The organism is Streptomyces sp. NPDC059080 (assembly GCF_042739975.1).
In the GTDB taxonomy this organism is placed as follows: domain Bacteria; phylum Actinomycetota; class Actinomycetes; order Streptomycetales; family Streptomycetaceae; genus Streptomyces; species Streptomyces benahoarensis.
In genome coordinates, this window is sequence record NZ_JBHYGX010000028.1 from 3,490 (window position 1) to 30,147 (window position 26,658).

Sequence of the window (26,658 nt, forward strand, 5' to 3'; positions counted from 1 at the left end):
GGTGGGCCCCCCCCCTCAGTGTTTAACCCCCCCGGGCCACCGGGCCGTGGTTTACCCCCCCCCCCCGGGGGGGGGGGCTTGGGGCCCCCCCCGCTCCGTGGTGTGGCGATCGATACGGCGCGGGCGTCAGCCCGCTACGCGTGCGGCGAGCGCGTCACCGATCTCGTCGGTGGTGCGGGCAGCGCCGTCGCGGCCCTCCAGGTCGGTGGCGACCGCCTCCTCGATGCGGACGGCCTCCGCGTCCAGACCGAGGTGGCGCAGGAGCAGGGCGACCGACAGGATCGTGGCGGTCGGGTCGGCCTTGCCGGTGCCCGCGATGTCCGGCGCGGAGCCGTGCACCGGCTCGAACATCGAGGGGAACTCGCCGGTCGGGTTGATGTTCCCGGAAGCGGCGAGGCCGATACCGCCGGTGACCGCGGCGGCGAGGTCGGTGAGGATGTCGCCGAAGAGGTTGTCGGTGACGATGACGTCGAACCGCTCGGGCTGCGTGACGAAGAAGATCGTCGCGGCGTCGACGTGCAGATAGTCGGTGGTGACCTCGGGGTACTCCGCGCCGACCTTGTCGAAGATCTTCTTCCACATGTGCCCGGCGTAGACCAGGACGTTGTTCTTGTGGACCAGCGTCAGCTTCTTACGGGGGCGGGCGTTGGCCCGCTCGAACGCGTCCCGGACGACCCGCTCCACACCGTAGGCGGTGTTGACGCTGACCTCGGTGGCGACCTCGGCGGGGGTACCGGTGCGGAGGCTGCCGCCGTTGCCGGTGTACGGGCCCTCGGTGCCCTCGCGGACGACGACGAAGTCGATCTCGGGGCGCCCGGCCAGCGGCGTCGCGGTGTTCGGGAACAGCTTCGACGGCCGCAGGTTCACGAAGTGGTCGAAGGCGAAGCGGAGCTTGAGCAGCAGTCCGCGCTCCAGCACACCGGAGGGGACGGAGGGGTCGCCGATCGCGCCCAGAAGGATCGCGTCGTGCTCCTTGAGCGCCGCCAGTTCCTCGTCGGGGAGGGTGTCACCGGTCGCGTGCCAGCGCTTGGCACCAAGGTCGTACTCCTTGGTTTCCAGCTTGACGTCCTGCGGGAGGACGGCGGACAGGACCTTGAGGCCCTGGGCCACGACCTCCTGGCCGATACCGTCACCGGGGATCACTGCGAGGCGAATGCTGCGAGACATGCCTGGACCCTACTCGCCGTCCCATTCATTGACACGCGGCGTCCGCCATACGGACACATGGGGAGCCGGTCAGCCGCCGTTCACCTCACCGACCCGCTCCGGTCGGGGCGCGCTGGGACATTCGGGCCATGACTGGAGACTCCCGGGGGAGCGCCCCCCAGCCCTCGCATCTGCCGCGCGTGGGCATACCGGAACAGCTCGCGGCCCGGATGAGCATGCCCGAACAACACGCCTACCTGCGGACCAAGCTGACCCGGCGGGGTCTGCTGCGCTCCTCGGCGGTGACCGCCGGAACCGTCGCCGGGGGCGGACTGCTGGCCGGTTCGGCACACGCCACGCCCGCCGCCACCCCGACGCTGCTCACCTCGGGCGCCGCCTCGCCGGTGGACGGTTCGCTGGTCGCCCCGTTCGCCCGCCATCTGGCGTTCGGCGCCGACCCGAAGACGCAGATGCGCGTTTCCTGGCAGGTGCCGTTCGCCGTGCGGCGGCCGTATGTGCGCGTCGGGCTGAAGCCGTGGGACCTGGGACGCAAGATCCAGGCGGAGGTCCGGGACCTGCACACCCCGTCGCTGTCCGCGAAGCTGCCCGCGGTCGACCAGTTCTATCTGCACGCGGCGCTGGACGGGCTGCGCCCGGGTACCACGTACTACTACGGCGTCGGCCACGACGGCTTCGACCCGGCGGACGCGCGCCACTTCGCAGCCGTCGGCACCTTCCGCACCGCCCCGGCGCGCGCCGAGCGGTTCGTCTTCACCGCCTTCGGCGACCAGGGCGTCAGCTACCACGCGCTCGCCAACGACCAGCTGATCCTGGGCCAGAACCCGGCCTTCCACCTGCACGCCGGTGACATCTGCTACGCCGACCCGGACGGCCAGGGCTCCGAGCACGACACCTACGACGCACGGGTGTGGGACCAGTTCCTGGCCCAGACCGAGTCGGTGGCGAAGTCCGTGCCGTGGATGGTGACGACCGGCAACCACGACATGGAGGCGTGGTACTCCCCCCACGGCTACGGCGGCCAGAGCGCCCGCTGGACGCTGCCGGGCAACGGCCCCGACCCGGACGCGGCGCCCGGTGTCTACTCGTTCACCTACGGCAACACCGCCGTCGTCGCGCTGGACGCCAACGACGTCTCGTACGAGATCCCCGCCAACCAGGGCTACACCGGCGGCCGCCAGACCCGCTGGCTCGACCGGCGCCTCGGCGAGCTGCGCGCCACCCCCGGCATCGACTTCGTCGTGGTCTTCTTCCACCACTGCGCGTACTCCACCACCACCGCGCACGCCTCCGACGGCGGCGTGCGCGACGCCTGGCTGCCGCTCTTCGAAAAGCACCGCGTCGACCTCGTCGTCAACGGCCACAACCACGTCTACGAGCGCACCGACGCCCTCAAGGGCGGCCTGGTGGCGAAGAAGATGCCCCCGGGCGAGCGGGTGGACCCGCGCCACGAGGGCATCGTCTACGTCACCGCCGGCGGCGCGGGCAAGGCGCTCTACGACTTCCCCGTCCCGGACAGCTACGAGGGCCACACCAAGGACCTCGACCACGTGGACACCTACCACTGGGCGAAGGACGGCACGAAGACGAAGGAAACCGCGGAGTGGTCCCGGGTCCGCTACACCGGCTTCTCGTTCCTCGCCGTCGAGGTCGTCCCCGGCCACCGGCCGACAATGAAGGTCACCGCGCTCGCCGAGTCCGGTGAGCGCATCGACCACTTCGAGGTGGTGCGGTAGGACGCGCCCTCAGCCCCGGGGGAGGATCACCGCCCGGCCGTTGGTCTTCCCCTGGTGCAGCCGCCCGTAGGCCGGCGGCGCCTCGTCGATCCCGTACGCCTCGGTGTGCACCGTGACGGCGCCGGCCCGGCCGGGTTCACGGATACGCGAACGGGGTGCGGCCCCACCGGCCGCACCCGCGCGGGGCTCAGTGCCCGGTCGTGCCGCCGTTGTCGCGGCGGTCGAGGGCGCGCTGGAGGGCGGCCGCCGCGTTCTTGCGGTCGGCGTCGTTGGTGCGGCGGGCGGAGTGACGGGTCCTGCGGACGGCGGTCTCGGCCATGATGCACATCTCCCATGCCTAGGCCCCACGACCCGGACGAGCCGGGCGGAAAGGGGCACATCAATCGGAAGGCCGGAGGGGCGGGGGCCGGCACGGCAGGGGTCACCTGCCCTCAGCGCGGGCCACATCCGCCGTCGCTCGATGGAGCGATTCGTTCGGCTCCTACAACGCTAGGCGAGCCGAGCCGTGCTGTCTGCACAATTACTTGGTCTTCCTACTATCTGAGACGGCGGCCGGTGCGCCCGCCAGGACGGCATCGGGCTGCGGGCGTCGGCCGTGGCGCTGATCGCCGAGGTGGTCTCCCCCGGGCACGACGGCGTCACCCTGGACCGGATCCGCAAGCGTGCCGCGTACGCCCGCACACGCGAAGCACCCCCGGCCGGTCGGGCCAGGGGCGCTTCGCGCGGCAGGAAACCGCGGGTCACCGGCGTACTGGGGGGAGGTCGCAGGCCGGTGACCACCGGGGGGTGCGGGGGACACCACCCGGTGTTCGGGGGTGTCAGCCCATGTGCGGGTAGCGGTAGTCCGTCGGGGCGACCATCGTCTCCTTGATGGCACGCGGGGACATCCAGCGCAGCAGGTTGAACTTCGAACCGGCCTTGTCGTTGGTGCCGGAGGCGCGGCCGCCACCGAAGGGCTGCTGGCCGACGATGGAGCCGGTCGGGCGGTCGTTGATGTAGAAGTTGCCGGCCGCGAAGCGGAGCTTCTCGGAGACCTCGGCGACGACCTTCCGGTCCTTGGCGAGGACGGCACCGGTCAGCGCGTAGGCCGACGCGGACTCCATCTGCTCGACCGTCTTGTCGAAGTCGGCGTCCTCGTAGACGTGGATGGCCATGATCGGGCCGAAGTACTCGGTCTTGAAGACCTCGTTCTCCGGGTCCGAGCAGGCGATGACGGTCGGGCGGACGAAGTAGCCGACCGAGTCGTCGTAGGTGCCACCGGCGACGATCTCGCAGGTCGGGTCGGCCTGGGCGCGGTCGATGGCGGCCTTGTTCTTGGCGAACGAGCGGTCGTCGATGACGGCGCCCATGTAGTTCGACAGGTCGGTGACGTCACCCATGGTGAGGCCGTCGATCTCGGCGGCCAGCGCGTCCTTGAAGCCGTTCTCCCAGGTGGAGCGGGCGACGTAGGCGCGGGAGGCCGCGGAGCACTTCTGGCCCTGGTACTCGAAGGCGCCACGGGTGATGGCGGTCTTCAGGATCGCCGGGTCGGCGGTCGGGTGGGCGACGATGAAGTCCTTGCCGCCGGTCTCGCCGACCAGACGCGGGTAGGAGCGGTAGTTCGTGATGTTCTCGCCGACGGCCTTCCACAGGTACTGGAAGGTGGCGGTCGAGCCCGTGAAGTGGACGCCGGCCAGCTCCGGGTGCGGCAGCGCGACCTCGGAGACCTCCTTGCCGTCACCGGTGACGAGGTTGATGACGCCCTTGGGCAGGCCCGCCTCCTCCAGCAGCTCCATCAGCAGGATCGCCGAGTGGGTCTGCGTCGGGGACGGCTTCCACACGACGACGTTGCCCATGAGCGCCGGGGCGGTCGGCAGGTTCCCCGCGATGGCGGTGAAGTTGAAGGGCGTGATCGCGTAGACGAAGCCCTCCAGCGGACGGTGGTCCAGGCGGTTCCAGACACCGTTCGGCTGCATGGGGGGCTGCTCCTGGAGCAGCTCCCGCGCGAAGTGCACGTTGAAGCGCCAGAAGTCGACGAGCTCACAGGGCGCGTCGATCTCGGCCTGCTGGGCGGTCTTGGACTGGCCCAGCATCGTCGAGGCGGCGATGGTCTCGCGCCACGGACCGGACAGCAGGTCGGCGGCCTTCAGCAGGATCGCGGCGCGGTCGTCGAAGGACATCGCGCGCCACGCCGGGGCGGCGGCCAGGGCAGCGTCGACGGCCTCCTGCGCGTCGGCCTTGGTGGCGTTCGCGTAGGTGCCGATGACGGCCTTGTGGTGGTGCGGCTGCACGACGTCGAAGCGCTCGCCGCCGCCCATCCGCTTGACGCCGTTGATGGTCATCGGCAGCTCGATGGGGTTACCGGCGAGCTCCTTGAGCTTGGCCTCCAGGCGGGCCCGCTCCGGGGATCCGGGGGCGTAGCCGTGTACCGGCTCGTTGTACGGGGCGGGGACGTGGGTCACAGCGTCCATGACGGCCGTGTCTCCTTCGTTTCGACGTCGGTTTCCATCGTGGTGCGAGCGGCGCAGCGCCGCTGCGGGTGGGCGGCGCGGGCGCTGCGGTGGGGGTCCTGCCCCACACTCCAGCATCCACCCGCGCGGGCCCGTCCGGGGCCGTCAGCCGCGGGTGGCGAGCGACCGGAGGAAGAAGGCCAGGTTGGCGGGGCGCTCGGCGAGGCGGCGCATGAAGTAGCCGTACCAGTCGGTGCCGTACGGAATGTAGACGCGCATCCGGTGGCCCTCGGCGACCAGCCGCTCCTGCTCGGCCTCACGGATGCCGAAGAGCATCTGGAACTCGTAGTCGCCGGGCTTGCGGCCGTTGCGCTGGGCGAGGTCCTGGCCGATGGCGACCATCCGCGGGTCGTGGGAGCCGATCATCGGGTACCCGTCGCCCGCCATGAGGATCTTCAGGCAGCGCACATACGCCTTGTCGACCTCACGCTTGTCCTGGAAGGCAACGGTCGCGGGCTCCTTGTACGCGCCCTTGACCAGCCGGACCCGGGAGCCCTCGCCGGCCAGTCGCGCGCAGTCGTCCTCGGTACGGAAGAGGTACGACTGGACGACGGCGCCGGTCTGCGGGAAGCGCTCGCGCAGCTCCGAGAGGATGGTGAGGGTGGAATCGACGGTGGTGTGGTCCTCCATGTCGAGGGTCACCGTCGTACCGGCCTCGGCGGCGGCCTCGACCACCGGGAGGACGTTCTTGAGGGCCAGTTCATGGCCGCCGGTCAGCGCCTGGCCGAAGGCCGAGAGCTTGACCGACATCTCGGCCTTGGTGCCGAGGTCCTGCTCGGAGAGCGCCTCGGTCAGCCGGAGGTAGGCGTCGCGGTTGCGGAGCGCCTCGGAGGGGTCGGTGATGTCCTCGCCGAGGTGGTCGAGGGTGACCTCCATCCCCCGTGCGGCCAGCGACCGCACGACGGCCATCGACTGGTCGAGCCGTTCACCGGCGACGAATCGGTCGACCACCGGGCGGGTGATCGGAGCGGCCGCAACGATGCGGCGGATGCTGTCGCTGCGCGCGGCGGCGAGGAGCACGGGACCCAGCATGGGGCACCTCCACGATTCAGGATGACAAATGCCGGGCGGGCGCCGTTTGGGGGCGGGCGCTGCGGCAAGGTGAGCCACCTGAAACTTAAGGATCTCGCCACCTTTCAGCCATCGACAGCTGTCACGCCTTCGTGTCCCTGATCTCAGACAGATGTATGAGAATGAAACCAACGGCGAGAGAGACCGCCGCACCACTGAACCGCCGATGATGACGGCGCGCGGTCACGGGGAGTGGTACGGCAAGCGACACGGAAGGGGACGGCCGGCGGATGCGGGGCGACTACCAGCAGCTCGTGGACGACATCTCAGCGGCGCTCGGAGCGCCTGCGACCCTGGAGGACCGCGATTTCGGGCTGATCGCGTTCGGTGCGCACGAAGGTGACGACGATCTCGTCATGGATCCGGTGCGCACCCGCTCGATCCTCCAGCGGCGCTCGTCGGCCGCGGTGCGTGCCTGGTTCGAGGCGTTCGGGATCGCCCGCGCCAAGTCCGCGCTGCGCATCCCGCCGGACCCGGCGGCGGGCGTGTTCAAAGGCCGGATCTGTCTGCCCGTACGCCACCGCGGCATCGTGCACGGCTATGTCTGGCTGCTGGACGACGGCCACCTCACCGACCTGGAGCTGGGCGGCCGGGACACCCCGCCGGACCCCCGGATCGAGCACGCCATGGAGACCGCGTCGCGGATCGGCGCGCTGCTCGCCGAGGACGCGCGCGCCGGGTCGGAGCTGGGCGATCTGCTGCGGGAGCTGCTGCTGGCCCGCCCCGGGGACCGTCCGGCGGGCGCCGTCCTGCTGCGCGACGCGCTCCGCGACACCCTGCGCTTCACCCCGGGCGCGCCGCTGACGCTGGTGGCCGTGCTGCCCTGGGACACCACCGACACCGATGCCGCGCCGCCGCCGAGCCTGCCCGGGCTGCTGGCCGCCTGCGCGATGTACCCGGAGGGGCCGGGGGGACCGGCCGGCACGCCGGGGACGCTCCCGCTGGACGGCACCACCCCGCCCCGCGGCATCCCCGTCCTCACCGCCCCGCGCCCCCGGCAACCGTCCCCCGCGCTGGCCGCACTGGTGCGGCTGCGCGCGCCGGGTGCGCTCGGGCCCGCGCACACCGTCGCCGAGCATCTGCTGCGCTCCCCGCGCGCGGGCGCCCTCGCACAGCAGCAGCCGGGTCGTGGCACCGCGCGTACGCAGCCGCCGCAGGAGGCCCGGCTCGGGCCCGGGGTCGCCGGAATCGCCGCCGGGACCACGGAGTTGGCGGCGCTGCCGGGCGCCTGGCACGAGGCGCTGGACGCGGCCCGCGCGGCGCGTGCCGAGCCCCGGCTGGGCACCGTCGCCGAATGGGCCGCCCTGGGCTCGTACCGCCTGCTCACCGCGTTGCCCACCGAGACCCCGGACGCCGCCGTACGGCCGCTGCTGGATCCGGCCCACACCGAACTGGCCCGTACCGTCGAGGCGTTCCTCGACTGCGCGGGGCAGGCCGGCCGCACCGCCCAGGTCCTCGGCATCCACCGCCAGACGCTCTACTACCGGCTGGGCCGGGTGGAGAAGCTCACCGGCCTCGACCTGGACGACGGCGAGGACCGGCTGTTGCTGCACATGGGGCTGAAGGCGTCGCGGTTGTAAGGGCCGGTCGCGGTTGTCGAGGCCGATGGACGCGGTTGTCGGGGCCGATGCGTGGGGCCGAGCGTGCCATCGGCGTGGCGTGCCGCCCCGGCACCATGCGGCCCGAGTTCCGGGCGGGCCCCAGGTTCCGGGCGGCGTCAGGTAGGGCGCCGCGCCCCCGTCGGCGTGGGCGCCCCGGGCCGGGCGCGACCCAAGGCACGACGCCGCGCCCCGTGCCGCAGGCGTCCGGGCGGACGGGGGCCGGGCATCGGCCCCCGCCCCTCCCCCGGGTGCGACGCCCCACCCGGTTACCGGCGGCGCTCCGGGCCCGGGCCCTTGCGGTCTCCCTTGCGGTCTCCCTTACGGGTGGACATACCGTCGTCGAACTCCACTTCCTCCTTGCGGAGTTCGGTGTTGATCTCTCTCTGTTCGGTGATCCGCTCGGTCTCCAGCCGTACGCGCTCCACCGGCACGGTCCGCTTGGTGACCACGGCCTCCTCCTCGTGGAGGACGACCTCGACCTCGCCGTCACCGAGCCGCGGCGCGGTGCGCCCGCGCATCCGCTCCTCGTCGCTGATCTTCTCCCGGACCAGCCGCACCTCCTCGTGGCTGAGGGGGACGGTGCGGTGCACGTCCTCGGTCACCACGTGCTTGCGCAGATGCGCCCGGCCGGCCTCGCGCTCCTCGGTGCCGATCTGGATCCGCTCCTCGGAGAGCACGATCTCGGGGGCCTGTTCGCGGGTTTCCTTGATGCGCGCGGCCTCGCCCTCCGCACGGCCGCGGGACATCGCCATCCCGCCACCGGCCCCGGCTCCGGCCATCGGCTGGTCGGTGCGCTCGGTGCGGGCGGCGCGCTCGCCCTCGGCCATCGTGCGGTCGCGCTCCCCGGCCCGGGTGCGGTGCGTGCCCCCGGCGGCGGCCATACCGGTGGTGCCCTTCATGCCGGTCGTCCCCGGCGTACCGGCCGGACTGCCGGTGTCGGCGCCCGTGGGGCCGCCGGTCGTACCCGGCCGGGTCAGCCCGTAGTGGCGGTAGAGCTCATCCTCCTCGGAGGGGTCGAGGTGCCCGTCCGCGTCGATCCGCGGCGCCTCCTTGATGGTGTCCTTCGTGTGGGGAACATGCAGTTCGTCGTCGACCCGCCGGGAACCGGCGAGCGGGATGAAGGTCTCCTTCATCCCGAACAGCCCGGTCCGCACCGTGATCCACTCCGGGACGTTGGTGGCGTCGTCCCGGTAGACCTGCTGGACCGATCCCACCTTGGCGCCCTCCGCATCGACCACGTTCAGGCCGGTGAGGTCCTGAGGGGTGTCACCCAGGGGTGCATTCATGGCGTCTTCTCCTTCCGCACGCGCCGGAGGGGGCACGCGCACTTCCCATTGCGCGTCGCCCCGACCCGCGCAGCGACTCGGGAACGGGCCCGCCATGCGGCTCCGGGGCCCCCGGGACGGTTCTGACGGCGCTCCCGCCCACCCCGGTCACTACTCCATTCGGGTGAGTGCAGGGGGCCGGAGCCGCCGGGCCGCTCACCCGGCCGGACGCGCACCGTTCGCGGCCCGCCGCCCGTACCGCACCCCGGCACGCGAACGGGCCCGGACCCCGCCGCAGCGGAATCCGGGCCCGTCGGGAAACGGTGCGGCTCAGCCGAGGTTCACGGCGCGCACCGACGAGGCGCCGATCTCGTCGGAGATCTCCGCGAGCACGCTCGCCGGGATGGTGTCGTCGACGGTCAGCGCGACCAGCGCCTCGCCGCCCACGTCCGCCCGCGAGACCTGCATCCCGCCGATGTTGATCCCGGCCTCACCCAGGATCCGGCCGACGGTGCCGACCACGCCGGGGCGGTCGCCGTAGCGCAGGAACGCCATGTGGTCGGCGAGCGCCAGGTCGATGGAGTGGTCCCCGACCGCGACGATCTTCTGGGTGTTGCGGTGGCCGGAGAGCGTGCCGGAGATCGACACCTCCTGGCCGTCCGCGAGGGTGCCGCGGACGGTGACGACGTTGCGGTGCTCGGCAGACTCGCTGCTGGTCGTCAGCCGCACCTCGACGCCGCGCTCCTGCGCGAACAGCGGGGCGTTGACGTACGACACGGTCTCGTCGACGACGTCCTCGAACACGCCCTTGAGCGCGGAGAGTTCGAGCACCTTGACGTCGTGCTGGGTGATCTCGCCGTACACCTCGACGTCGAGGCGGACCGCGACCTCGCCGGCGAGCGCGGTGAAGATCCGGCCCAGCCGCTCGGCCAGCGGCAGCCCCGGCTTCACGTCCTCGGCGATGACGCCGCCCTGGACGTTGACGGCGTCCGGCACCAGCTCACCGGCGAGCGCGAGGCGCACCGAACGGGCCACCGCGATACCGGCCTTCTCCTGCGCCTCACCCGTCGAGGCGCCGAGGTGCGGGGTCGCCACGACCTGGTCGAACTCGAACAGCGGCGAGTCGGTGCAGGGCTCGGAGGCGTACACGTCAAGACCGGCACCGGCGACCCGGCCCTCCTTGAGGGCGGCGGCGAGGGCCGTCTCGTCGACGATGCCGCCGCGCGCGGCGTTGACGATCCGGACCGACGGCTTGACCTTGTGCAGCGCGTCGTCGCCGATCAGACCGACCGTCTCGGGGGTCTTGGGCAGGTGGACGGTGATGAAGTCCGCGACCTCCAGCAGCTCGTCCAGCGAGAGGAGCTTGACGCCCATCTGCGCGGCGCGGGCCGGCTGGACGTACGGGTCGTAGGCGACGACCTTCATGCCGAACGCCGACATCCGCTGCGCGACCAGCACGCCGATCCGGCCGAGGCCGACGACACCGAGGGTCTTCTCGCTCAGCTCGACGCCGGTGTACTTGCTCCGCTTCCACTCGCCGTTCTTCAGCGCGGTGTTGGCCTGCGGAATGTTGCGCGCAGTGGCCACCAGCAGACCGCAGGCCAGCTCGGCGGCGGTGACGATGTTGGAGGTGGGGGCGTTGACGACCATCACGCCGGCCTTGGTGGCGGCGGAGACGTCGACGTTGTCCAGGCCGACGCCCGCGCGGGCGACGACCTTCAGCTTCTTCGCGGCGGCGATGGCCTCGGCGTCGACCTTCGTCGCGGAGCGCACGAGGATCGCGTCGACCTCGGCGAGGGCGGGCAGCAGTTCGGCGCGGTCGGCGCCGTTGCAGTGCCGGATCTCGAAGTCGGGGCCGAGCGCGTCAACGGTCGCGGGCGACAGTTCCTCGGCGATGAGTACGACGGGTTTGCTCACGTGGTCTTCAGTCCTCACTAGTCCTTCGCGGACGGCCGTCCCGACGGCCGAAGGCGGTGAAGGGGGCAGCCGCGTGAAGACGCACGACGTTGTGAGCCTGACGCGCTTGTGCCTGGCAGTGTAGTGGCGGCCCGGGGCTCCTCCTGCTCCGGAGCGTAAGGATCACCCGTGCGTGCTTCTACGCGGTGGACAAGGCGGCCGCGGCCCGCTCGTGCGGGCGCGCGGCCACAAGGGTGACGGGGGCCGCGTGCAGTGCCGCGGCCCCCGTCACCCGGATGCTCACGCCTCGTCGTCGACCCAGCTCATCAGCTTGCGCAGCTGCTTGCCCGTGGTCTCCAGGAGGTGGTTCTCGTCGGCCTTCTTGTACGCGTTGTACTTCGGCAGACCGGCGTTGTACTCGGCCATCCAGTTGTTGGCGAAGGTGCCGTCCTGGATCTCGCCCAGGACCTTCTTCATCTCGGCCTTGGTCTGGTCGGTGATGATCCGCGGGCCGGTGACGTAGTCGCCCCACTCGGCGGTCTCGGAGATCGACCAGCGCATCTTCTCCAGGCCGCCCTCGTACATGAGGTCCACGATGAGCTTCAGCTCGTGCAGGCACTCGAAGTACGCGATCTCGGGCTGGTAGCCCGCCTCGACCAGCGTCTCGAAACCGGCCTTGACCAGCGCGGCGGCGCCACCGCACAGCACGGCCTGCTCGCCGAAGAGGTCGGTCTCGGTCTCCTCGGTGAAGGTGGTCTTGATGACACCGGCTCGGGTGCCGCCGATGCCCTTGGCGTACGAGAGGGCCAGCGCGAAGGCGTTGCCGGAGGCGTCCTGCTCGACGGCGGCGATGCAGGGCACGCCGCGGCCTTCCTCGTACTGACGACGGACCAGGTGGCCGGGGCCCTTGGGGGCGACCATGCAGACGTCCACGCCGGCCGGGGCCTTGATGAAGCCGTAGCGGATGTTGAGGCCGTGGCCGAAGAACAGGGCATCGCCGTCCTTGAGGTTGTCCTTGACGGACTCCTCGTAGACCTTCGCCTGGATCGGGTCCGGCACCAGGATCATGATGACGTCGGCCTCGGCCGCCGCCTCCGCGGGGGTGACGACGCGCAGGCCCTGCTCCTCGGCCTTCGCCTTCGACTTGGAGCCCTCGTGCAGGCCGACGCGCACGTCGACACCCGAGTCACGCAGCGACAGCGCGTGGGCGTGGCCCTGGCTGCCGTAGCCGAGGACCGCGACCTTGCGGTTCTGAATGAGGGACAGGTCGGCATCGGCGTCGTAGAACAGCTCGGCCACTTCGGGTATCTCCTTGGATCTAGCTGGTTGCCCACACAGTACGTCGGGCGGGGTACGGAAGGTTTCGGGGTCTCGCGATGCGGGCGAGGGGCGGGCGCCACGGCCTGGCGGCGCCCGCGCGGGTCAGGCCGTGCGGTCCAGGGCGCGCAGCGAACGATCGGTGATGGACCGGGCGCCGCGCCCTATGGCGATCGTGCCGGACTGCACCAGCTCCTTGATGCCGAAGGGTTCGAGCATCTTGAGCATCGCCCCCAGCTTGTCGCTGGAGCCGGTCGCCTCGATCGTGACGGCGTCGGGTGAGACGTCGACGGTCTTGGCGCGGAAGAGCTGGACGATCTCGACGATCTGCGAACGGGTCTCGTTGTCGGCGCGGACCTTCACGAGGACGAGCTCACGCTGGATGGCGTGGCCCGGCTCCAACTCGACGATCTTCAGGACGTTGACGAGCTTGTTGAGCTGCTTGGTGACCTGTTCGAGGGGGAGCGACTCGACACTCACCACGATGGTGACGCGGGAGATGTCGGGGTGTTCGGTGACACCGACCGCGAGGGAGTCGATGTTGAAACCGCGGCGGGAGAACAGCGCGGCGATCCGGGCGAGGATGCCGGGGGTGTTCTCCACCAGGACGGAGAGCGTGTGCTTGGACATGTCGTCTTCTCTCTATCTTCCGTGACGTCCTGGGCTCAGTCGTCCGCGCCGTCGCCGAAGTCGGGGCGCACGCCCCGGGCGGCCATGACCTCGTCGTTGGAGGTACCGGCGGCCACCATCGGCCAGACCTGCGCATCCTCGTGGACGATGAAGTCGATCACGACCGGGCGGTCGTTGATGGCGTTGGCCTTGGCGATGACGGCGTCCAGCTCGGCCGGGTCCTCGCAGCGCAGCGCGACGCAGCCCATCGCCTCGGACAGCTTGACGAAGTCCGGGACGCGGGTGCCGCGCGGCTTGCCGTCGGCGGGGCCGGCGTCGGGACCGCTGTGCAGCACGGTGTTGGAGTAGCGCTGGTTGTAGAAGAGGGTCTGCCACTGGCGGACCATGCCGAGCGCGCCGTTGTTGATGATCGCGACCTTGATCGGGATGTTGTTCAGCGCGCAGGTGGTCAGTTCCTGATTGGTCATCTGGAAGCAGCCGTCGCCGTCGATCGCCCAGACGGTGCGGTCGGGCATGCCTGCCTTGGCGCCCATCGCGGCGGGGACGGCGTAGCCCATCGTCCCCGCGCCGCCGGAGTTCAGCCACGTCGAGGGCTGCTCGTAGTCGATGAAGTGGGCGGCCCACATCTGGTGCTGGCCGACGCCCGCGGCGTAGATGGTGCCCTCCGGGGCGAGCTTGCCGATGCGCTCGATGACCTGCTGCGGGGAGAGGCTGCCGTCCTCGGGGATTTCGTAGCCGAGCGGGTACGTCTCGCGCCAGCGGTTGAGGTCCTTCCACCAGGCGCTGTGATCGCCGCGGTGGCCCGCCTCGTGCTCCGCCTGGACGGCGACGATCAGATCGGCGATGACCTCGCGGGCGTCGCCGACGATCGGCACGTCCGCGACGCGGTTCTTGCCGATCTCCGCCGGGTCGATGTCGGCGTGGATGACCTTGGCGTACGGGGCGAAGGAGTCCAGCTTGCCGGTGACGCGGTCGTCGAAGCGGGCACCGAGGGTGATCAGCAGATCGGACTTCTGGAGCGCGGTGACGGCGGTGACCGAGCCGTGCATGCCGGGCATGCCGACGTGCTGCGGATGGGTGTCGGGGAACGAACCGAGCGCCATCAGCGTGGTGGCGACGGGCGCGCCGGTCAGCTCGGCCAGCACCTTCAGCTCGGCGGTGGCGCCCGCCTTCATCACGCCGCCGCCGACGTAGAGCACCGGGCGCTTCGACTCGACGATCAGCCGGGCCGCCTCGCGGATCTGCTTGGCGTGCGGCTTGGTCACGGGGCGGTAGCCGGGCAGCTCGGTGTGGGGCGGCCAGGCGAAGGTGGTCTGCGCCTGCATCGCGTCCTTGGCGATGTCGACGAGGACCGGGCCGGGGCGGCCGGTGGAGGCGATGTGGAACGCCTCGGCGATCGTCCGCGGGATCTCGGCGGGATCGGTGACCAGGAAGTTGTGCTTGGTGATCGGCATCGTGATGCCGCAGATGTCCGCCTCCTGGAAGGCGTCCGTGCCGATCGCCCCGGAGGCGACCTGACCGGTGATCGCGACCAGCGGGACGGAGTCCATGTGGGCGTCGGCGATGGGCGTGACGAGGTTGGTGGCGCCCGGGCCCGAAGTCGCCATGCAGACACCGACCTTGCCGGTGGCCTGCGCGTAGCCGACGGCGGCGTGGCCCCCGCCCTGCTCGTGCCGCACCAGCACGTGCCGGACCTTCTCGGAGTCCATCATCGGGTCGTACGCCGGAAGGATCGCGCCACCGGGAATGCCGAAGACCGTGTCGGCCCCCACCTCCTCCAGGGAACGGATGAGGGACTGCGCGCCCGTGACGTGCTCGACGGCGGTGCGCTGCGCTCCTCCGGCGTGACGGGTCCGCGGCTGCGGATGGTGGGCCCCGGTGGCCTGCTCGGTCATCTGCGTCTCTTCTCGAAGCTGAGGGTTTGGCGGGGTTTGGGGGGTCTGGTGCAACAAAAAACCCCTCGTGCCGGGAGGCAAGCGAGGGGAGCGCGTCGGTGGGGTCAGTTGGGCTTCATCGTTGCCCAGCTTCAGCCGACGCGCTGTCCAAGTACGAGAATTCGGGTGCGCATGGCACTGACCCTCCCCCCGGCGCGCCGTGAGTGTCAAGTGGGTGGGACGGAGGTCTCACTATGTGAACGGAGCGGGGGGTGAACGATGGCGTCGGGACCCGACCCGCCGTGCCGTACGGGCAGTCCGCTGCCGGTCAGCACCACCGAGCGGCTCGGGCCCGCGGGGCTCGGCAGCGGGGTGGAACCGGCCGTCAGGACGCGGCGCAGACGGTGTTCGTCGAGCGGTCCGGAGAAGGCGGCGCCCTGGCCGTGGGTGCAGCCCATCGCGCGCAGGGCGAGCACCTGCTCGGGCAGATCGACGCCCTCGGCGACCGACTGCATCCCGAGATCGGAGGCGATCCGCAACAGGCCGGAAGTGATCTTGTGCAACCGGGCGGACTCCGCCACACCGTCGATCAGTCCGCGGTCCAGCCGGAGCACATCGATGGGGAGCCGCCGCAGCGCGCCGATCGCGGCGTACCCACTGCCGAAGCCGTCGAGGGCGATACGGACACCCAGCCGGCGCAGCGCGACCAGGCGGCGCTCCAGTTCGTCCAGCGGGGTCCGGGCATCGCTTTCGGACAGCTCCAGGACGAGCGCGCCGGAGGGCAGGCTGTGCCGGGAGAGCAGCGTTTCGATGGTCTGAGGCGGCAGGGAGCGGTCGACGAGGCGGCGGGCGGAGAGCCGGACGGCGACCGGGACGCGGTGACCGGCGCGGTGCCGGGCGGCGGCCTGTTCGACGGCGGCCTCCAGATGCCAGCGACACAGCTCCGCGGTGCGGTCGCCGTGGTCGTCGGCGAGCCGCCCGCGCTCGCCGACCCGCAGGAACTCCGCCGGGGTGAACAGAATGCCCTGGGCGGAGCGCCACCGGGCGTGCGCGGCGACGGCGGTGACCCGGCCGGTGGCCAGCTCGACCACCGGCTGGTGCAGCAGCAGGAACTCGCCGTCGTGCAGCGCGCTGCGCAGCCGGGTGGCCAGCTCGGCGCGGCGGGCCACCTCGGCCTGCAGCTGCGGGGCGTACAGCTCGACGCGGCCCTTTCCGGCCTGCTTGGCGCGGTACATCGCGAGGTCGGCGTTGCGCATCAGACCTGCCGGGGTGATGCCGGGCTCGGCGAAGGCCACGCCGATGCTGGCGGCGACCCGTACGTCGCGCCCCTCGATGCGGTACGGCTCGGAGAGCGTGATGCGGAGGCGGTCGGCGATCTCGTGGATGCGGAATTCCCGGGTGGCGGGGTCGCAGGTGGCGTCGCCGGTGATCAGGGCGGCGAATTCGTCGCCGCCCAGCCGGGCCGCTATGTCGCCGGAGCGCACCGACTCGCCGAGCCGCCTGGCGGCCTGGATGAGGAGTTCGTCGCCCGCCTGATGGCCGATGGTGTCGTTGACCTGCTTGAAGCCGTCGAGGTCGATGTAGAGCGCGGCGGTGCCGTGATCCCCGGCGCGGCGACCGGCGAGGGCCTTGCTGACCCGCTCGGTGAACAGGGCACGGTTGGGCAGGTCGGTGAGGGCGTCGTGGGAGGCGTTGTGCTGGAGCTGCGCCTGGAGGCGGACCCGCTCGGTGACGTCCCGGGAGTTGAAGATCAGGCCGCCGTGGTGGCGGTTGACGGTGGATTCGACGTTGAGCCAGCCGTCGCCGCCGGGCCGCCGGTCACCGGCGCGGAAGCGGCATTCGATACGGGTGGTGGGCTCGTCCTGGGGCGAGGTGGCGAGGAAGCGGCGGACCTCGTGGAGGACCCGGCCGAGGTCCTCGGGGTGGATGAGCGCGGAGAGCTCGGAGCCGACCAGATCCTCCGCGTCGCGGCCGTAGACCCCGGCGGCGGCGGGGCTGACGTAGCGCAGCACCCCGCTGGGCGCGGCGATCATGATGACGTCACTGGATCCCTGCACCAGGGAGCGGAAGTGGTTCTCCTTCTGCGCCAGCTCCTGGGTGAGGGTGAGGTTGTCGAGCAGCACGATGCCCTGGCGGATGACCAGGGCGAGGACGACCGTGCAGCCGGTGAAGAGGACGACGCGGTCGAGGCGCTGCCCGTCGAGGACGTTGGTGAGGATGCCGAGGGTGCACACCGCTGCGGCGAGGTACGGCGTGAGCGCGCCGAGCGAGCCCGCGAGCGGCCGGGCCCCAGGGTACGGGAGGGGGCGCGGCACCCGTCCGGCGTCCTCGGCGGCGTCCCCCGGGGCGCGGCGGGTGAACCAGGGGGCGTAGGCGAGGAGGACCGACCCGGCGAACCATCCGGCGTCGAGGATCTGGCCGGAGCGGTAGTGCTCGCGCAGCAGCGGTGAGGTGAACAGCGCGTCGCACAGCACCGTCAGGGCGAGTGCGGCGATGGCGGTGTTGACCGCCGAGCGCTGGGCGCACGAGCGCCGGAAGTGCAGCGCGAGGACCATGCTCACCAGCACGATGTCCAGCAGCGGATAGGCCAGCGCCAGCGCACACCGGGCGACCGAACGGCCCTGGAAATGGGTGGTGTGGGCGAGGGCCAGGCTCCAGGAGAGGGTGAGCAGGGAGCCGCCGATCAGCCAGGAGTCCAGGCCCAGACAGACCCAGCCGGCTCGGGTGACCGGCCGTTTGGCGAGGACCAGGAGCCCGACGATGGCGGGCGGCGCGAAGAGCAGGAAGCAGAAATCGGCCAGGGAGGGGCTGGGCACCGGGGCGCCCTCGACGACCTCGTACCAGCCCCAGATGCCGTTGCCGAGCGCGGCCATCGCCGAGGAGACGGCGAAGAGCGTCCAGGCGGGGCGGGCGTGGGAGTCGGCGCCCCGGGCGTACAGTGCGCAGGAGACGGCGGCCACCAGCGCGGCGAAGCTGAGCCCGAAGTCACCCATGACCAGCGCGACTTCGGGGGATCCCCAGCCGAGGGCGGCGCCGACCGCGTACCCCCCGCAGACCGCCGCGAGCGCGATCTGCGGCAGCAGGCTCGGCGGCCGGTCGGCGGGCAGCGGCGGATGGGAGAGCACCGCGCCCGGGGCGCTCACCGGGCCCTCCCGCAGGCAGTGGTCCGGCTGTGACGCAGTCGGCGCACCGGAGGCTGCTGCCCTGTTCCCCCTGGTGCTCGTGGATCGCGTGTCTCGCGGTTTGCCCATCGGCCGTACATCGCCCGTCGCCCCCCTCGCGTTCCGGATGCTTCACGGGCGCCGCTTGCCTCGTCGGCGCCGTCCCCGCTCGGGACGATACACCAGATCGGTCACTCAGGGATATAGGTTCTCTACGGAGCGTAACTATGCGTGAAGTGCAGACACGCAGCGCATTCATACTGCCCCGTAGCGCTACCTCCTGGCATTCCGCTCCGCCGTGGCGACGGTGTTCCGCAGCGGCCGGCCGGTGGCGAAAAGGGTCAGCTGGTCGCGCAGGAGGCGCTTCGCACGGGGCAGAAAGGCAGAGCTGGGGCCACCGACGTGTGGAGTGATGAGCACGCCGGGGGCATGCCACAGAGGATGTCCGGCCGGAAGAGGTTCCGGATCGGTGACGTCCAGTGCCGCCCGCAGCCGTCCGGACGTCACCTCGGTGAGCAGCGCATCGGTGTCCACAACCCGGCCGCGGGCGATGTTCACCAGCAGGGCGCCGTCCTTCATCCGTGCCAGAAAGTCGCGTCCTGCCAGGCCACGGGTGTCTTCGGTGAGCGGGGTGGCCAGGACGACGACATCGGCGTCGGGCAGGAGGCCGTCGAGCGCGGAGAGTGGGTGCACAGGGCCGCGCACGGTCTCACGAGCGGTGCGCGCGAGGCGCGTGACCCGCGCGCACTCGAAAGGAGTGAGCCGGTCCTCGATGGCACTGCCGATCGACCCATACCCCACGATGAGGACGGATTTGTCGGCCAGCGCGGGCCGGAACCCGTGCCGCCACTCCCCCGCGTCCTGGGCGCGGACGAAACCGGGGATGCCGCGGAGCGCGGCCAGGATGAGCGTCAGCGCCAACTCGGCGGTGCTGGCGTCGTGCAGGCCACGGGCGTTGCAGAGCCGGGTGCCGGGCGGCAGCCGGTCCAGTGCGGGCAGGATGTGCTCGACACCGGCGGTCAGCGTCTGCACCACCCGGAGCCCGCTCATCCGGGCGAGCGGCCGCAGCGACGTCTCCACGTCCTTCATGTACGGCACGGCGTAGAACACGCACCGGGCGGGGTCGGCGGGATACTCGGGGCCCGCGTCCCAGTGGACGTAGTTCAGGCCCGTGGGGAGACCGTCGATCTCTTCCGGGGGGATCGGGAGCCAGACGTCGTGCGGGGCGCCGTGCGGGTCTGCGGTTGCCATGGTCCGAGGCTATGCGAAGGACCGTTCCTCCAGACGTTAGTTTGGTCTGGCCCTTGACCGGGGGGCGAGGGGACGGAGGCACGACCAGGTGGAGCGCAGGACAATCGGCGCGGCAACGCTCGAAGTAGGCGCAATCGGGCTCGGTTGCATGCCGATGAGCTGGGGGTACACCGAGTCGCAGCGGGATTTCGAGAGTTCGCTGCGGGCCGTGCACACCGCGCTCGACCGGGGGTGCAGCCTGCTGGACACCGCCGACATGTACGGGCCGTTCACCAACGAGCTGCTGGTGGGCCGGGTGCTCAAGGAGCGGCGCGCGGACGCGTTCGTCTCCACCAAGTGCGGGCTGCTTGTGGGCGAGCAGCACATCGTCGCCAACGGGCGGCCCGGCTATGTGAAGCGCGCCTGTGACGCCTCGCTGCGGCGGTTGCGGACCGACCACATCGATCTGTACCAGCTGCACCGCGCGGACCCGGAGGTGCCGATCGAGGAGACCTGGGGGGCGATGGCGCAGCTGGTGGCGGCGGGCAAGGTGCGGTCCTTGGGGCTGTGCGCGGTGGGCGCCCGGGCGCTGCGACCGGCGCGGACGGACCGGCCGGTTGCCGGTAGCGGGCGCCGTCCCGGGGCGCGCACCCATCAGTTGACGATGCGCCAGCTGGCGCGGATCCAGCAGATCTTCCCGGTCAGCAGCGTGCAGGCGGAGCTGTCGGTGTGGTCGCCGGAGGCGCTGGACGAGCTGGTGCCGTGGTGCGAGTCGCGCGGGGTCGGCTTCCTGGCGGCGATGCCGCTGGGCAACGGCTATCTGACCGGCACCCTCACGCCGGGCCAGGGCTTCGAGCCGGAGGACATCCGGGCCCGCCATCCGCGCTTCACCGCCGAGATGATGGCGGCGAACCAGCCGGTGGTGGCCGGGCTGCGCCGGGTCGGCGCCCGGTACGGCGCGACGCCGGGGCAGGTCGCGCTGGCCTGGGTACTGGCGCAGGGCCGCCATGTGGTGCCGGTCCCGGGGACGAAGAAGGAGCGGTGGGCGGCCCAGAACGCCAAGGCCGCCGACCTGGTGCTGGACCACGCGGACCTGGCGGAGATCGCCTCCCTGCCGCCCGCCCGGGGCTCCTGGTACTGACGCCGGGGGCGGGAGCGGGGCGCGGGTGCCCGCGAGGGTGGCCGCCGGGCGCCCGCCGGGACGAGCCCCTGACGTTGCCCCGCCCGCCCCGGCGCGGTCCCTGACGTCGCGTCGTCCGCCCCGGGGAACGTCGGCGTACCGCCGCGGCGGTGGGCATCCGTGCGGCGGCGGAGGGAATCACGGTGTCGGCCGCCGCGCGGCGCGGTGCGGATGTGGTGTCCTGGGGCGGGGCCGTGCGGCCGGGTGTTCCGCCGTCCGCACAGCCGTACGAACGGGCCGCCGACCCGGTACCCCCATGGCGGCCGGCCGCCCGGCCGTCCGGCTCCTGCCTGCTCCCGACGTCCCCGGGCCCGGTCCGTGCCGTGCCGACCGGCGCCTCCGGCGGCCGGACGGCGCGCGGGCCCGGCGTGCGCGCCGTCCCCCGGCGCGGGCCCGGGGCCCTGCACCGCTCCCCCGACGAGAGGAATCCGCCGTGCCACACCGCCTTCCGACCGCCGTGACGGCCGCCGCCGCGCTGCTCCTCGCGGCGGGCTGCTCCGCCGACGGGAACCAGCCCGCCCCGGGTGCGCCGTCCCCGGAGCGGTCCGCCGTCGCGGTCACCGGGCCGGAGCGGGACGCCTCCCCGCCGCCCGCCAAAGGGTCGGCCGAGGTGACCCGCACCCTCGCGACCGGCCTCGACTCCCCCTGGGGCGTCGCCGCGCTGCCGGGCGGCGATCTGCTGGTCGGCTCCCGCGACAAGGGCACTGTCACCCGGGTCTCGGCCCGCGACGGCCACAAGACCGAGGTGGGGTCGGTACCCGGTGTGGCCCCGGGCGGCGAGGGCGGTCTGCTGGGGCTCGCTGTCTCCCCGTCGTTCCGCGGCGACCATCTCGTCTACGCGTACTTCACCACCGCCTCCGACAACCGCATCGCCCGGATGAGCTACGACGACACCCGGCACCCCGTTGATCAGCTGGGGGCGCCCCACACGGTGCTGCGGTCCATCCCCAAGGGCCATCTCCACAACGGCGGCCGGATCGCCTTCGGCCCGGACCGGATGCTCTACGCGTCGACCGGGGAGACCGGCAAAAAGGACCTGTCACAGGACAAGAAGTCCAAGGCGGGCAAGATCCTTCGGATGACGCCGGACGGCGCGCCCGCGCGCGGCAACCCCGATCCCCGTTCGGTGGTGTACTCCTACGGCCACCGCAACGTGGAGGGCCTCGCCTGGGACAGCGGAAAGCGGCTGTGGGCCTCGGAATTCGGCGAGGACACCTGGGACGAGCTGAACCTCATCGAACCGGGCCGCAACTACGGCTGGCCCGCGCGCGAGGGCAGGGGCCCGACGAGCGGCCGCTACGTCAACCCAGTGCTCCAGTGGAGGCCCGTCGACGCCTCGCCCAGCGGACTCGCGTACGCCAAAGGGTCCCTGTGGATGGCTGCGCTCCGCGGGGAGCGGCTGTGGCGCATCCCGCTGAACGGGGCGAAACCGGCGGCGGCCCCGCAGGCGTTCTTCACCAGGCGCTACGGGCGGCTGCGGACCGTCCTGCCGGCGGACCACGGGGCGCTGTGGCTGGTGACGAGCAATACGGACGGACGGGGGGACCCCCGGAAGGGCGACGACCGGATTCTGCGGGTGGAGGTCAGCTGAGGGAGGGCGGGGCCGGGTCCCGGCCCCGCTCGGCCGCGCCCCTCCGCCCCCGGACCGACACGCCCGAAGGCCCACCGGACGGAACCGGTGGGCCTTCGGAGCGTCGTGGCGACGGGGTACGGGGCGTCGTCACCCCGCGGGGGCCTGGGCCTGGGGGAGGGTGGGCATGCTCGCCAGCAGGTCGAAGTACATGCCCCCGGCGATGAGGAGCCCGAGGACGCCGAGGGCCAGGCCGCCCCAGGCGACGGCGCGGGTCCAGGTGGCGCGCGGCCGGTTGAAGAGCACCGCGGCGCCGACGGCCACGGCGAGCAGCGCGAAGACGCCGTTGATCAGCGCGGTGGTGTGCCAGGGCGCCCCGTAGACCGCGGCGATCTGGTCGCCGGCCTTGCCGGACTGGAGCTTGATCTGCCCCAGCAGGGCCTGCCGTTCGGCGAGCAGCGTGCCGAGCCAGGTGCCGGTCACGGAGGCGAGACCGAGCCCCGCGGCGACGACGGCGCCCGCGCCCCGCTTCACGCCGGACGAGGCGGAGGCCGCGTCGTCATCGGCCTCGCCGGCCGCGTCCTCGGCGTCCTCGGCGTCTTCGGCGCGCTCCCTGTGCTCGGCGTCGGCGGCGTCCGCCGCCTCGGTGTCATCGGCCGGGTCCGCCCCGCCCCGATCGCCCGTGCCGGACGCGGAGGTCGCCGCGTCGTCACGGTCACCGGCCGGTTCCCCGGTGGTCTTCCCCTCCGTCCGCGGGGTCTCCGTGGCGGTGTCGGCCGTCACGGACGGGTCGTCGGTTCGCGTCGCGTCGCGCTCGTCGGTCGTCGTCCTGGTCGTTCCCATGGACGCGACCGTAGGGGCCGCGTCTGAGAGCCGGATGAGAGCCGGATGAACGCCGGGACAGCGACGGGGCGATGAGCCACGACGGGACCCGGCCTCGCGCCGCCGCCCCGTGCCGCGACGCCCCATGCGGCCCCATGCCGCCGCCCCATGCCGCCGCCCCATGCGGCACCGCGCCGCACCGCCCCATGCCGCCCCGGGACGTGCCCCGCCGGGCCGCCCCGGGGCACCCCCTCACCCCGTAACCGACTCCTCCCCGTCCTCGATGTGGCCCATGAGACGCCGCCGGAACGACGCGTCCTCCGCCACCGTGAGGGCCAGGTCGTACCAGCCGTGGGCGTCCGCCGCCGCATGGGCGACGGTGCGGGTCGATCCGGCCCGCACCGTCAGCGTGCGCGGTGCGGCGTCGCCGTAGGCGAGTGGGGCCAGCGTGAGGGTGAGGTCGGCGGAGCCGCCGTTGACGACGGTCAGGTGCAGTTCCCGGCGGTCCGCGTCGAGGCGGGTGCGGACCGCCACCGCGGCAGCGGCGCCCTCGACGCTCCCGGCGAACTCCCGGCGGAAGCCGTTCGGCCCGGTGACGGTGAAGCGGTACGCACCGTTCTCGACCGGCACGTCCCAGGTGCCCTTCCCCGCCACGTCGCGGTGCTGGGGCGTGCCGTACTCCTTCGCGTACGGGTACAGCGCCAGGTGCGCGGAGGCCGCGCCGCCGTTGCGGACGGCCAGGCGGAAGAGCCCGGCGCCCGCGTCCAGCGTGCCGTCGGCGTCCGGCTGGTAGGGCAGCGGGCGGGCCGGGCGGACGCCGGGCTCCTGCTCCGGCAGCGCCTGGTGGGCGGGCGGCAGCGGCGCCCAGCGGCCGCTGAACGGCGGGATCGCGCCGGGCTGCGCGACCGACGGCTGCTTACGGCCGCGGCGGAAGTCGAACGCGCCGGTCAGATCGCCGCAGACGGTCCGCCGCCAGGCGCTGATGTTGGGCTCGCGCACCCCCGTCCACTTCTCCAGGAACCGGGTGATCGAGGTGTGGTCGAACACCTGCGAGCAGGCGTAACCGCCCACCGTCCAGGGCGAGATGACGAGCATCGGCACCCGCATGCCCAGACCCGTCGGCTTCCCGTCCCAGAACTCCCCGTCGGTCCCGGGCGGCGGCACCGGCGGCGGTACGTGGTCGAAGAACCCGTCGTTCTCGTCGTATGTCAGGAACAGCGCGGTGTGCCGCCACACGTCCGGGTTGCGGCCGAGGGCGTCGAGGACCTTGTAGACGATGGTGGCGCTGGCGACGGGCGAGGAGGAGCCGGGGTGCTCGGAGTCGGCGGCCGACGGGACGATGTACGACACCTCGGGCAGCTTCCCGCTCGCCACATCGGCGGCGAACGCGGTGGCGGTGGAGTCCGGTTCGCCGCGGCGCAGCGCCCGCTCGAAGAGGCTGCGGTCGCCCGCCCCGAGCGCCCGGACGCCCTCCTCCAGCTGTGCCAGCAGTTTCTTGCGTCCGGTGTCGTCGGCGGCGGTCACCTTCCCGTAGAAGGCGGTCATGTTCGCGGCGCCGTCCACCTTGGCCAGGGCCTTCTTCGCCACCGCCTTGAAGCTCGCGTAGAACTCCAGGTTGTTGTCGGTGAAGTTGTCCCACTCCTGGTAGACGCGCCAGGTGTGCCCGGCCTTCTCCAGCCGCTCCGGGTACGTCGTCCAGGTGTAGCCGGGGTGGGTGTCCTCGTCGTACGCGTCGTTGCCGACGGCACGCTTGCCGCTGCCCGGCTCGAAGCCCGTCCAGCCGCTGACCAGGTGGTTGCGGTTGGGGCTGGTGGAGGAGTGGATGGCGGAGTGGTACGCGTCACAGACGGTGAAGGTGTCGGCCAGCTCGTGGTGGAGCGGCACATCGCGCCGGTCGTAGTGAGCCATGGTGGCGGCGGTCTTGGCGGTGACCCAGTTGTTCATCCAGCCGTCGTTCCACGCCTTGGCGCCGCCGTCCCACTCGTGGTTCAGCGCCCCTATGTACTGGAGGTCCTTGTGCTGCGCCGCGGCCGCCTCGCGTACCGAGAAGGGCAGGACGGTGCCGACGCCGAGCAGCCCCGGCTGCTCGAAGACGCTGCGGCCGCCGGGGAGTTCGACGGCGTTGCGGTCGGCGTAGCCGCGGACGCCGCGCAGGGTCCCGAAATAATGGTCGAACGACCGGTTCTCCTGCATCAGCACGACGACATGCCGGATGTCGCCCAGCTCCCCGCCACGGCGCCCCGGCCGCGCCGCGTCGGCGGCCATCGCCTGCTGTAGCGACGGCGGCAGCAGCGACCCCACGGCCGCCACCCCCGCCGCCGCCGCGCCCACTCCCAGGACCCGCCTACGAGATACCTCCGGTGCCACGTCCGACCTCCCAGTCGACAGTCAATGGTCTTCTGCCAGCCCATTGAGATGGTGCGACAGTGACGCTAATGGAGCGGTGTGACAGGCGACAGGTATCGAGGTGACAACTTGGGGAACACGTGACCGAGCCGCCGCCCTGCGAGGCCCGCGGCGGCTCAGTCGGCCAGCAGCACCGGTGCCAGCTCCCGGAGCTGCCCGAGCCCCGGCTCCAGGTCCGCCGTCAGCGGCTGGACGGCGACATGGTCGGCGCCCGCGTCGAGGTGTTCCCGCACCCGCCGCCTGATCGCGTCCACATCGCCCCAGGCCACCAGCGCGTCGACCAGCCGGTCACTGCCGCCGCCCGCGAAGTCGTCATCGTCGAAGCCGAACCGGCGCAGGCTCCCGACGTAGTTCGGCAGCGTCAGGTAGTGACGCAGATGGTGCTCGCGGGCCAGTCCGCGGGCGGTCGCCGGGTCGCTCTCCAGCAGCACCGCCTGTTCGGGTGCGAGCAGCGGCCCGGCGCCGAGGATCTCGCGGGCACGGGCGGTGTGCTCCACGGGCACGAAGTACGGATGGGCGCCGGACGCGCGGTCCCGGGCCAGCTCCAGCATCTTCGGGCCGAGCGCCGCCAGCACCCGGCCGGGCTCCACCGCGGGGGCCGGCCCCTCGTACAGCGCGCCGTCCATCGCGTCGAGGTAGCCCCGCATCGCGGCCAGCGGCTTGGCGTACGTGTGGCCGCGCAGCCCGACGAGCGGGGCGTGGCTGGCGCCGAGGCCGAGCAGGAAACGGCCGTCGTACGCCTCGGCGAGGGTGCGGGTGGCGGCGTGGGACGCGGCGGCGTCGCGGGCCCAGATGTTGGCGATGCCGGTGGCGACGGTGAGCCGTTCAGTGGCGGCGAGCAGCAGTCCGGCGTGGGTGAACGCCTCCTTCGTGGTGGCGCCCTCCCCTACCCACAAGGCGCCGTAGCCGAGGCGTTCGATCTCGGCGGCCACCTGACGGCCGGTCGCCGCCGGGAGCCGTCCGAGACCGCCGTGCCAGACGCCGATCCGGCCGATCCGCGCGGCGAGAGCGTGCTGGGACACCGTTCCTCCAGGGGGTCAGGGGACGCCCGCGTCCCGTTCCGTGCCCCCTACAGCGTCCCGCACACGCCCGGCATTCCTTGATCGGACGGCCGGTTCGCACGAAGGCCGTACGCGAACGGGGGGCCCCCCCCCCGGGGGTGCGGGTGGACGGCCCCCCCCCGGGGGGCCGGGAGTCGTCACCCCACGACGCCCCCCGTCTCCCGGCGGGTTGCGATAAATCTCAG

Annotated in this window: 18 protein-coding genes; 4 read left to right on the top strand and 14 right to left on the bottom strand. The window is 72.3% G+C overall.

Annotation, left to right across the window (positions count from 1 at the left end):
- Nucleotides 1-126 precede the first annotated feature (126 nt).
- Nucleotides 127-1,167 carry a 3-isopropylmalate dehydrogenase gene (locus tag ACFWWQ_RS21000; RefSeq protein ID WP_384598276.1) on the bottom strand — a complete coding sequence of 347 codons (1,041 nt, stop codon included), beginning with the start codon at nucleotides 1,165-1,167 and terminating at the stop codon, nucleotides 127-129.
- Between the two features lie 128 nt (nucleotides 1,168-1,295).
- On the opposite strand from ACFWWQ_RS21000, the gene ACFWWQ_RS21005 reads away from it, so the two are divergent.
- Nucleotides 1,296-2,900, top strand: a complete 1,605-nt coding sequence (locus tag ACFWWQ_RS21005; RefSeq protein ID WP_384598278.1) for a purple acid phosphatase family protein — start codon at nucleotides 1,296-1,298, stop codon at nucleotides 2,898-2,900.
- A gap of 187 nt (nucleotides 2,901-3,087) precedes the next feature.
- On the opposite strand, the gene ACFWWQ_RS21010 is transcribed toward ACFWWQ_RS21005, so the two are convergent.
- From ACFWWQ_RS21010 to ACFWWQ_RS21020, 3 genes are all read right to left on the bottom strand, one after another.
- Nucleotides 3,088-3,219, bottom strand: coding sequence for a hypothetical protein (locus ACFWWQ_RS21010; RefSeq protein ID WP_281179980.1), 132 nt, complete (start codon nucleotides 3,217-3,219; stop codon nucleotides 3,088-3,090).
- A 499-nt stretch (nucleotides 3,220-3,718) separates the two neighbouring features.
- Nucleotides 3,719-5,350: an L-glutamate gamma-semialdehyde dehydrogenase gene (gene pruA, locus ACFWWQ_RS21015; RefSeq protein ID WP_384598280.1), complete on the bottom strand. Its 1,632-nt coding sequence runs from the start codon at nucleotides 5,348-5,350 to the stop codon at nucleotides 3,719-3,721.
- Nucleotides 5,351-5,494: 144 nt separating this feature from the next.
- Nucleotides 5,495-6,421 (bottom strand): proline dehydrogenase family protein, encoded by a 927-nt coding sequence (locus ACFWWQ_RS21020; RefSeq protein ID WP_384598282.1) that lies wholly within the window; start codon nucleotides 6,419-6,421, stop codon nucleotides 5,495-5,497.
- Between the two features lie 269 nt (nucleotides 6,422-6,690).
- On the opposite strand from ACFWWQ_RS21020, the gene ACFWWQ_RS21025 reads away from it, so the two are divergent.
- Nucleotides 6,691-8,040 carry a helix-turn-helix domain-containing protein gene (locus ACFWWQ_RS21025; RefSeq protein WP_384598284.1) on the top strand — a complete coding sequence of 450 codons (1,350 nt, stop codon included), beginning with the start codon at nucleotides 6,691-6,693 and terminating at the stop codon, nucleotides 8,038-8,040.
- Nucleotides 8,041-8,327: 287 nt separating this feature from the next.
- On the opposite strand, the gene ACFWWQ_RS21030 is transcribed toward ACFWWQ_RS21025, so the two are convergent.
- The 7 genes from ACFWWQ_RS21030 to ACFWWQ_RS21060 form a co-directional block, all read right to left on the bottom strand.
- On the bottom strand, nucleotides 8,328-9,347 hold the full coding sequence (locus ACFWWQ_RS21030) for a PRC and DUF2382 domain-containing protein (RefSeq protein WP_384598286.1): 1,020 nt from the start codon (nucleotides 9,345-9,347) through the stop codon (nucleotides 8,328-8,330).
- A 309-nt stretch (nucleotides 9,348-9,656) separates the two neighbouring features.
- On the bottom strand, nucleotides 9,657-11,243 hold the full coding sequence (serA, locus tag ACFWWQ_RS21035; RefSeq protein ID WP_384598288.1) for a phosphoglycerate dehydrogenase: 1,587 nt from the start codon (nucleotides 11,241-11,243) through the stop codon (nucleotides 9,657-9,659).
- Nucleotides 11,244-11,522: 279 nt separating this feature from the next.
- Nucleotides 11,523-12,521: a ketol-acid reductoisomerase gene (ilvC, locus tag ACFWWQ_RS21040; protein WP_384598290.1), complete on the bottom strand. Its 999-nt coding sequence runs from the start codon at nucleotides 12,519-12,521 to the stop codon at nucleotides 11,523-11,525.
- Nucleotides 12,522-12,644: 123 nt separating this feature from the next.
- A complete protein-coding gene (gene ilvN, locus ACFWWQ_RS21045) occupies nucleotides 12,645-13,169 on the bottom strand; it encodes an acetolactate synthase small subunit (protein WP_384598292.1) in 525 nt (174 codons plus the stop codon).
- A gap of 35 nt (nucleotides 13,170-13,204) precedes the next feature.
- Nucleotides 13,205-15,064: an acetolactate synthase large subunit gene (locus ACFWWQ_RS21050; protein ID WP_384598294.1), complete on the bottom strand. Its 1,860-nt coding sequence runs from the start codon at nucleotides 15,062-15,064 to the stop codon at nucleotides 13,205-13,207.
- A 206-nt stretch (nucleotides 15,065-15,270) separates the two neighbouring features.
- Nucleotides 15,271-18,186: a putative bifunctional diguanylate cyclase/phosphodiesterase gene (locus ACFWWQ_RS21055; RefSeq protein ID WP_384598296.1), complete on the bottom strand. Its 2,916-nt coding sequence runs from the start codon at nucleotides 18,184-18,186 to the stop codon at nucleotides 15,271-15,273.
- A gap of 291 nt (nucleotides 18,187-18,477) precedes the next feature.
- Nucleotides 18,478-19,455, bottom strand: a complete 978-nt coding sequence (locus ACFWWQ_RS21060) for a 2-hydroxyacid dehydrogenase (RefSeq protein ID WP_384598298.1) — start codon at nucleotides 19,453-19,455, stop codon at nucleotides 18,478-18,480.
- Between the two features lie 88 nt (nucleotides 19,456-19,543).
- Between ACFWWQ_RS21060 and ACFWWQ_RS21065 the strand changes: the two genes are divergently transcribed.
- Nucleotides 19,544-20,575, top strand: coding sequence for an aldo/keto reductase (locus tag ACFWWQ_RS21065; protein WP_384598300.1), 1,032 nt, complete (start codon nucleotides 19,544-19,546; stop codon nucleotides 20,573-20,575).
- A gap of 472 nt (nucleotides 20,576-21,047) precedes the next feature.
- Entirely contained in the window at nucleotides 21,048-22,205 is a 1,158-nt protein-coding gene (locus ACFWWQ_RS21070) for a PQQ-dependent sugar dehydrogenase (protein WP_384598302.1), read from the top strand.
- 129 nt (nucleotides 22,206-22,334) lie between these two features.
- Here the strand turns inward: ACFWWQ_RS21070 and ACFWWQ_RS21075 are convergent, their stop codons facing one another.
- From ACFWWQ_RS21075 to ACFWWQ_RS21085, 3 genes are all read right to left on the bottom strand, one after another.
- The gene (locus tag ACFWWQ_RS21075) at nucleotides 22,335-23,027 is read right to left on the bottom strand and encodes a hypothetical protein (protein ID WP_384598304.1); all 693 of its coding nucleotides are present in this window, start codon (nucleotides 23,025-23,027) and stop codon (nucleotides 22,335-22,337) included.
- A 231-nt stretch (nucleotides 23,028-23,258) separates the two neighbouring features.
- Nucleotides 23,259-25,373, bottom strand: a complete 2,115-nt coding sequence (locus tag ACFWWQ_RS21080; protein WP_384598306.1) for a phosphocholine-specific phospholipase C — start codon at nucleotides 25,371-25,373, stop codon at nucleotides 23,259-23,261.
- A 155-nt stretch (nucleotides 25,374-25,528) separates the two neighbouring features.
- The gene (locus ACFWWQ_RS21085) at nucleotides 25,529-26,434 is read right to left on the bottom strand and encodes an LLM class F420-dependent oxidoreductase (protein ID WP_384598308.1); all 906 of its coding nucleotides are present in this window, start codon (nucleotides 26,432-26,434) and stop codon (nucleotides 25,529-25,531) included.
- Nucleotides 26,435-26,658 lie beyond the last annotated feature (224 nt).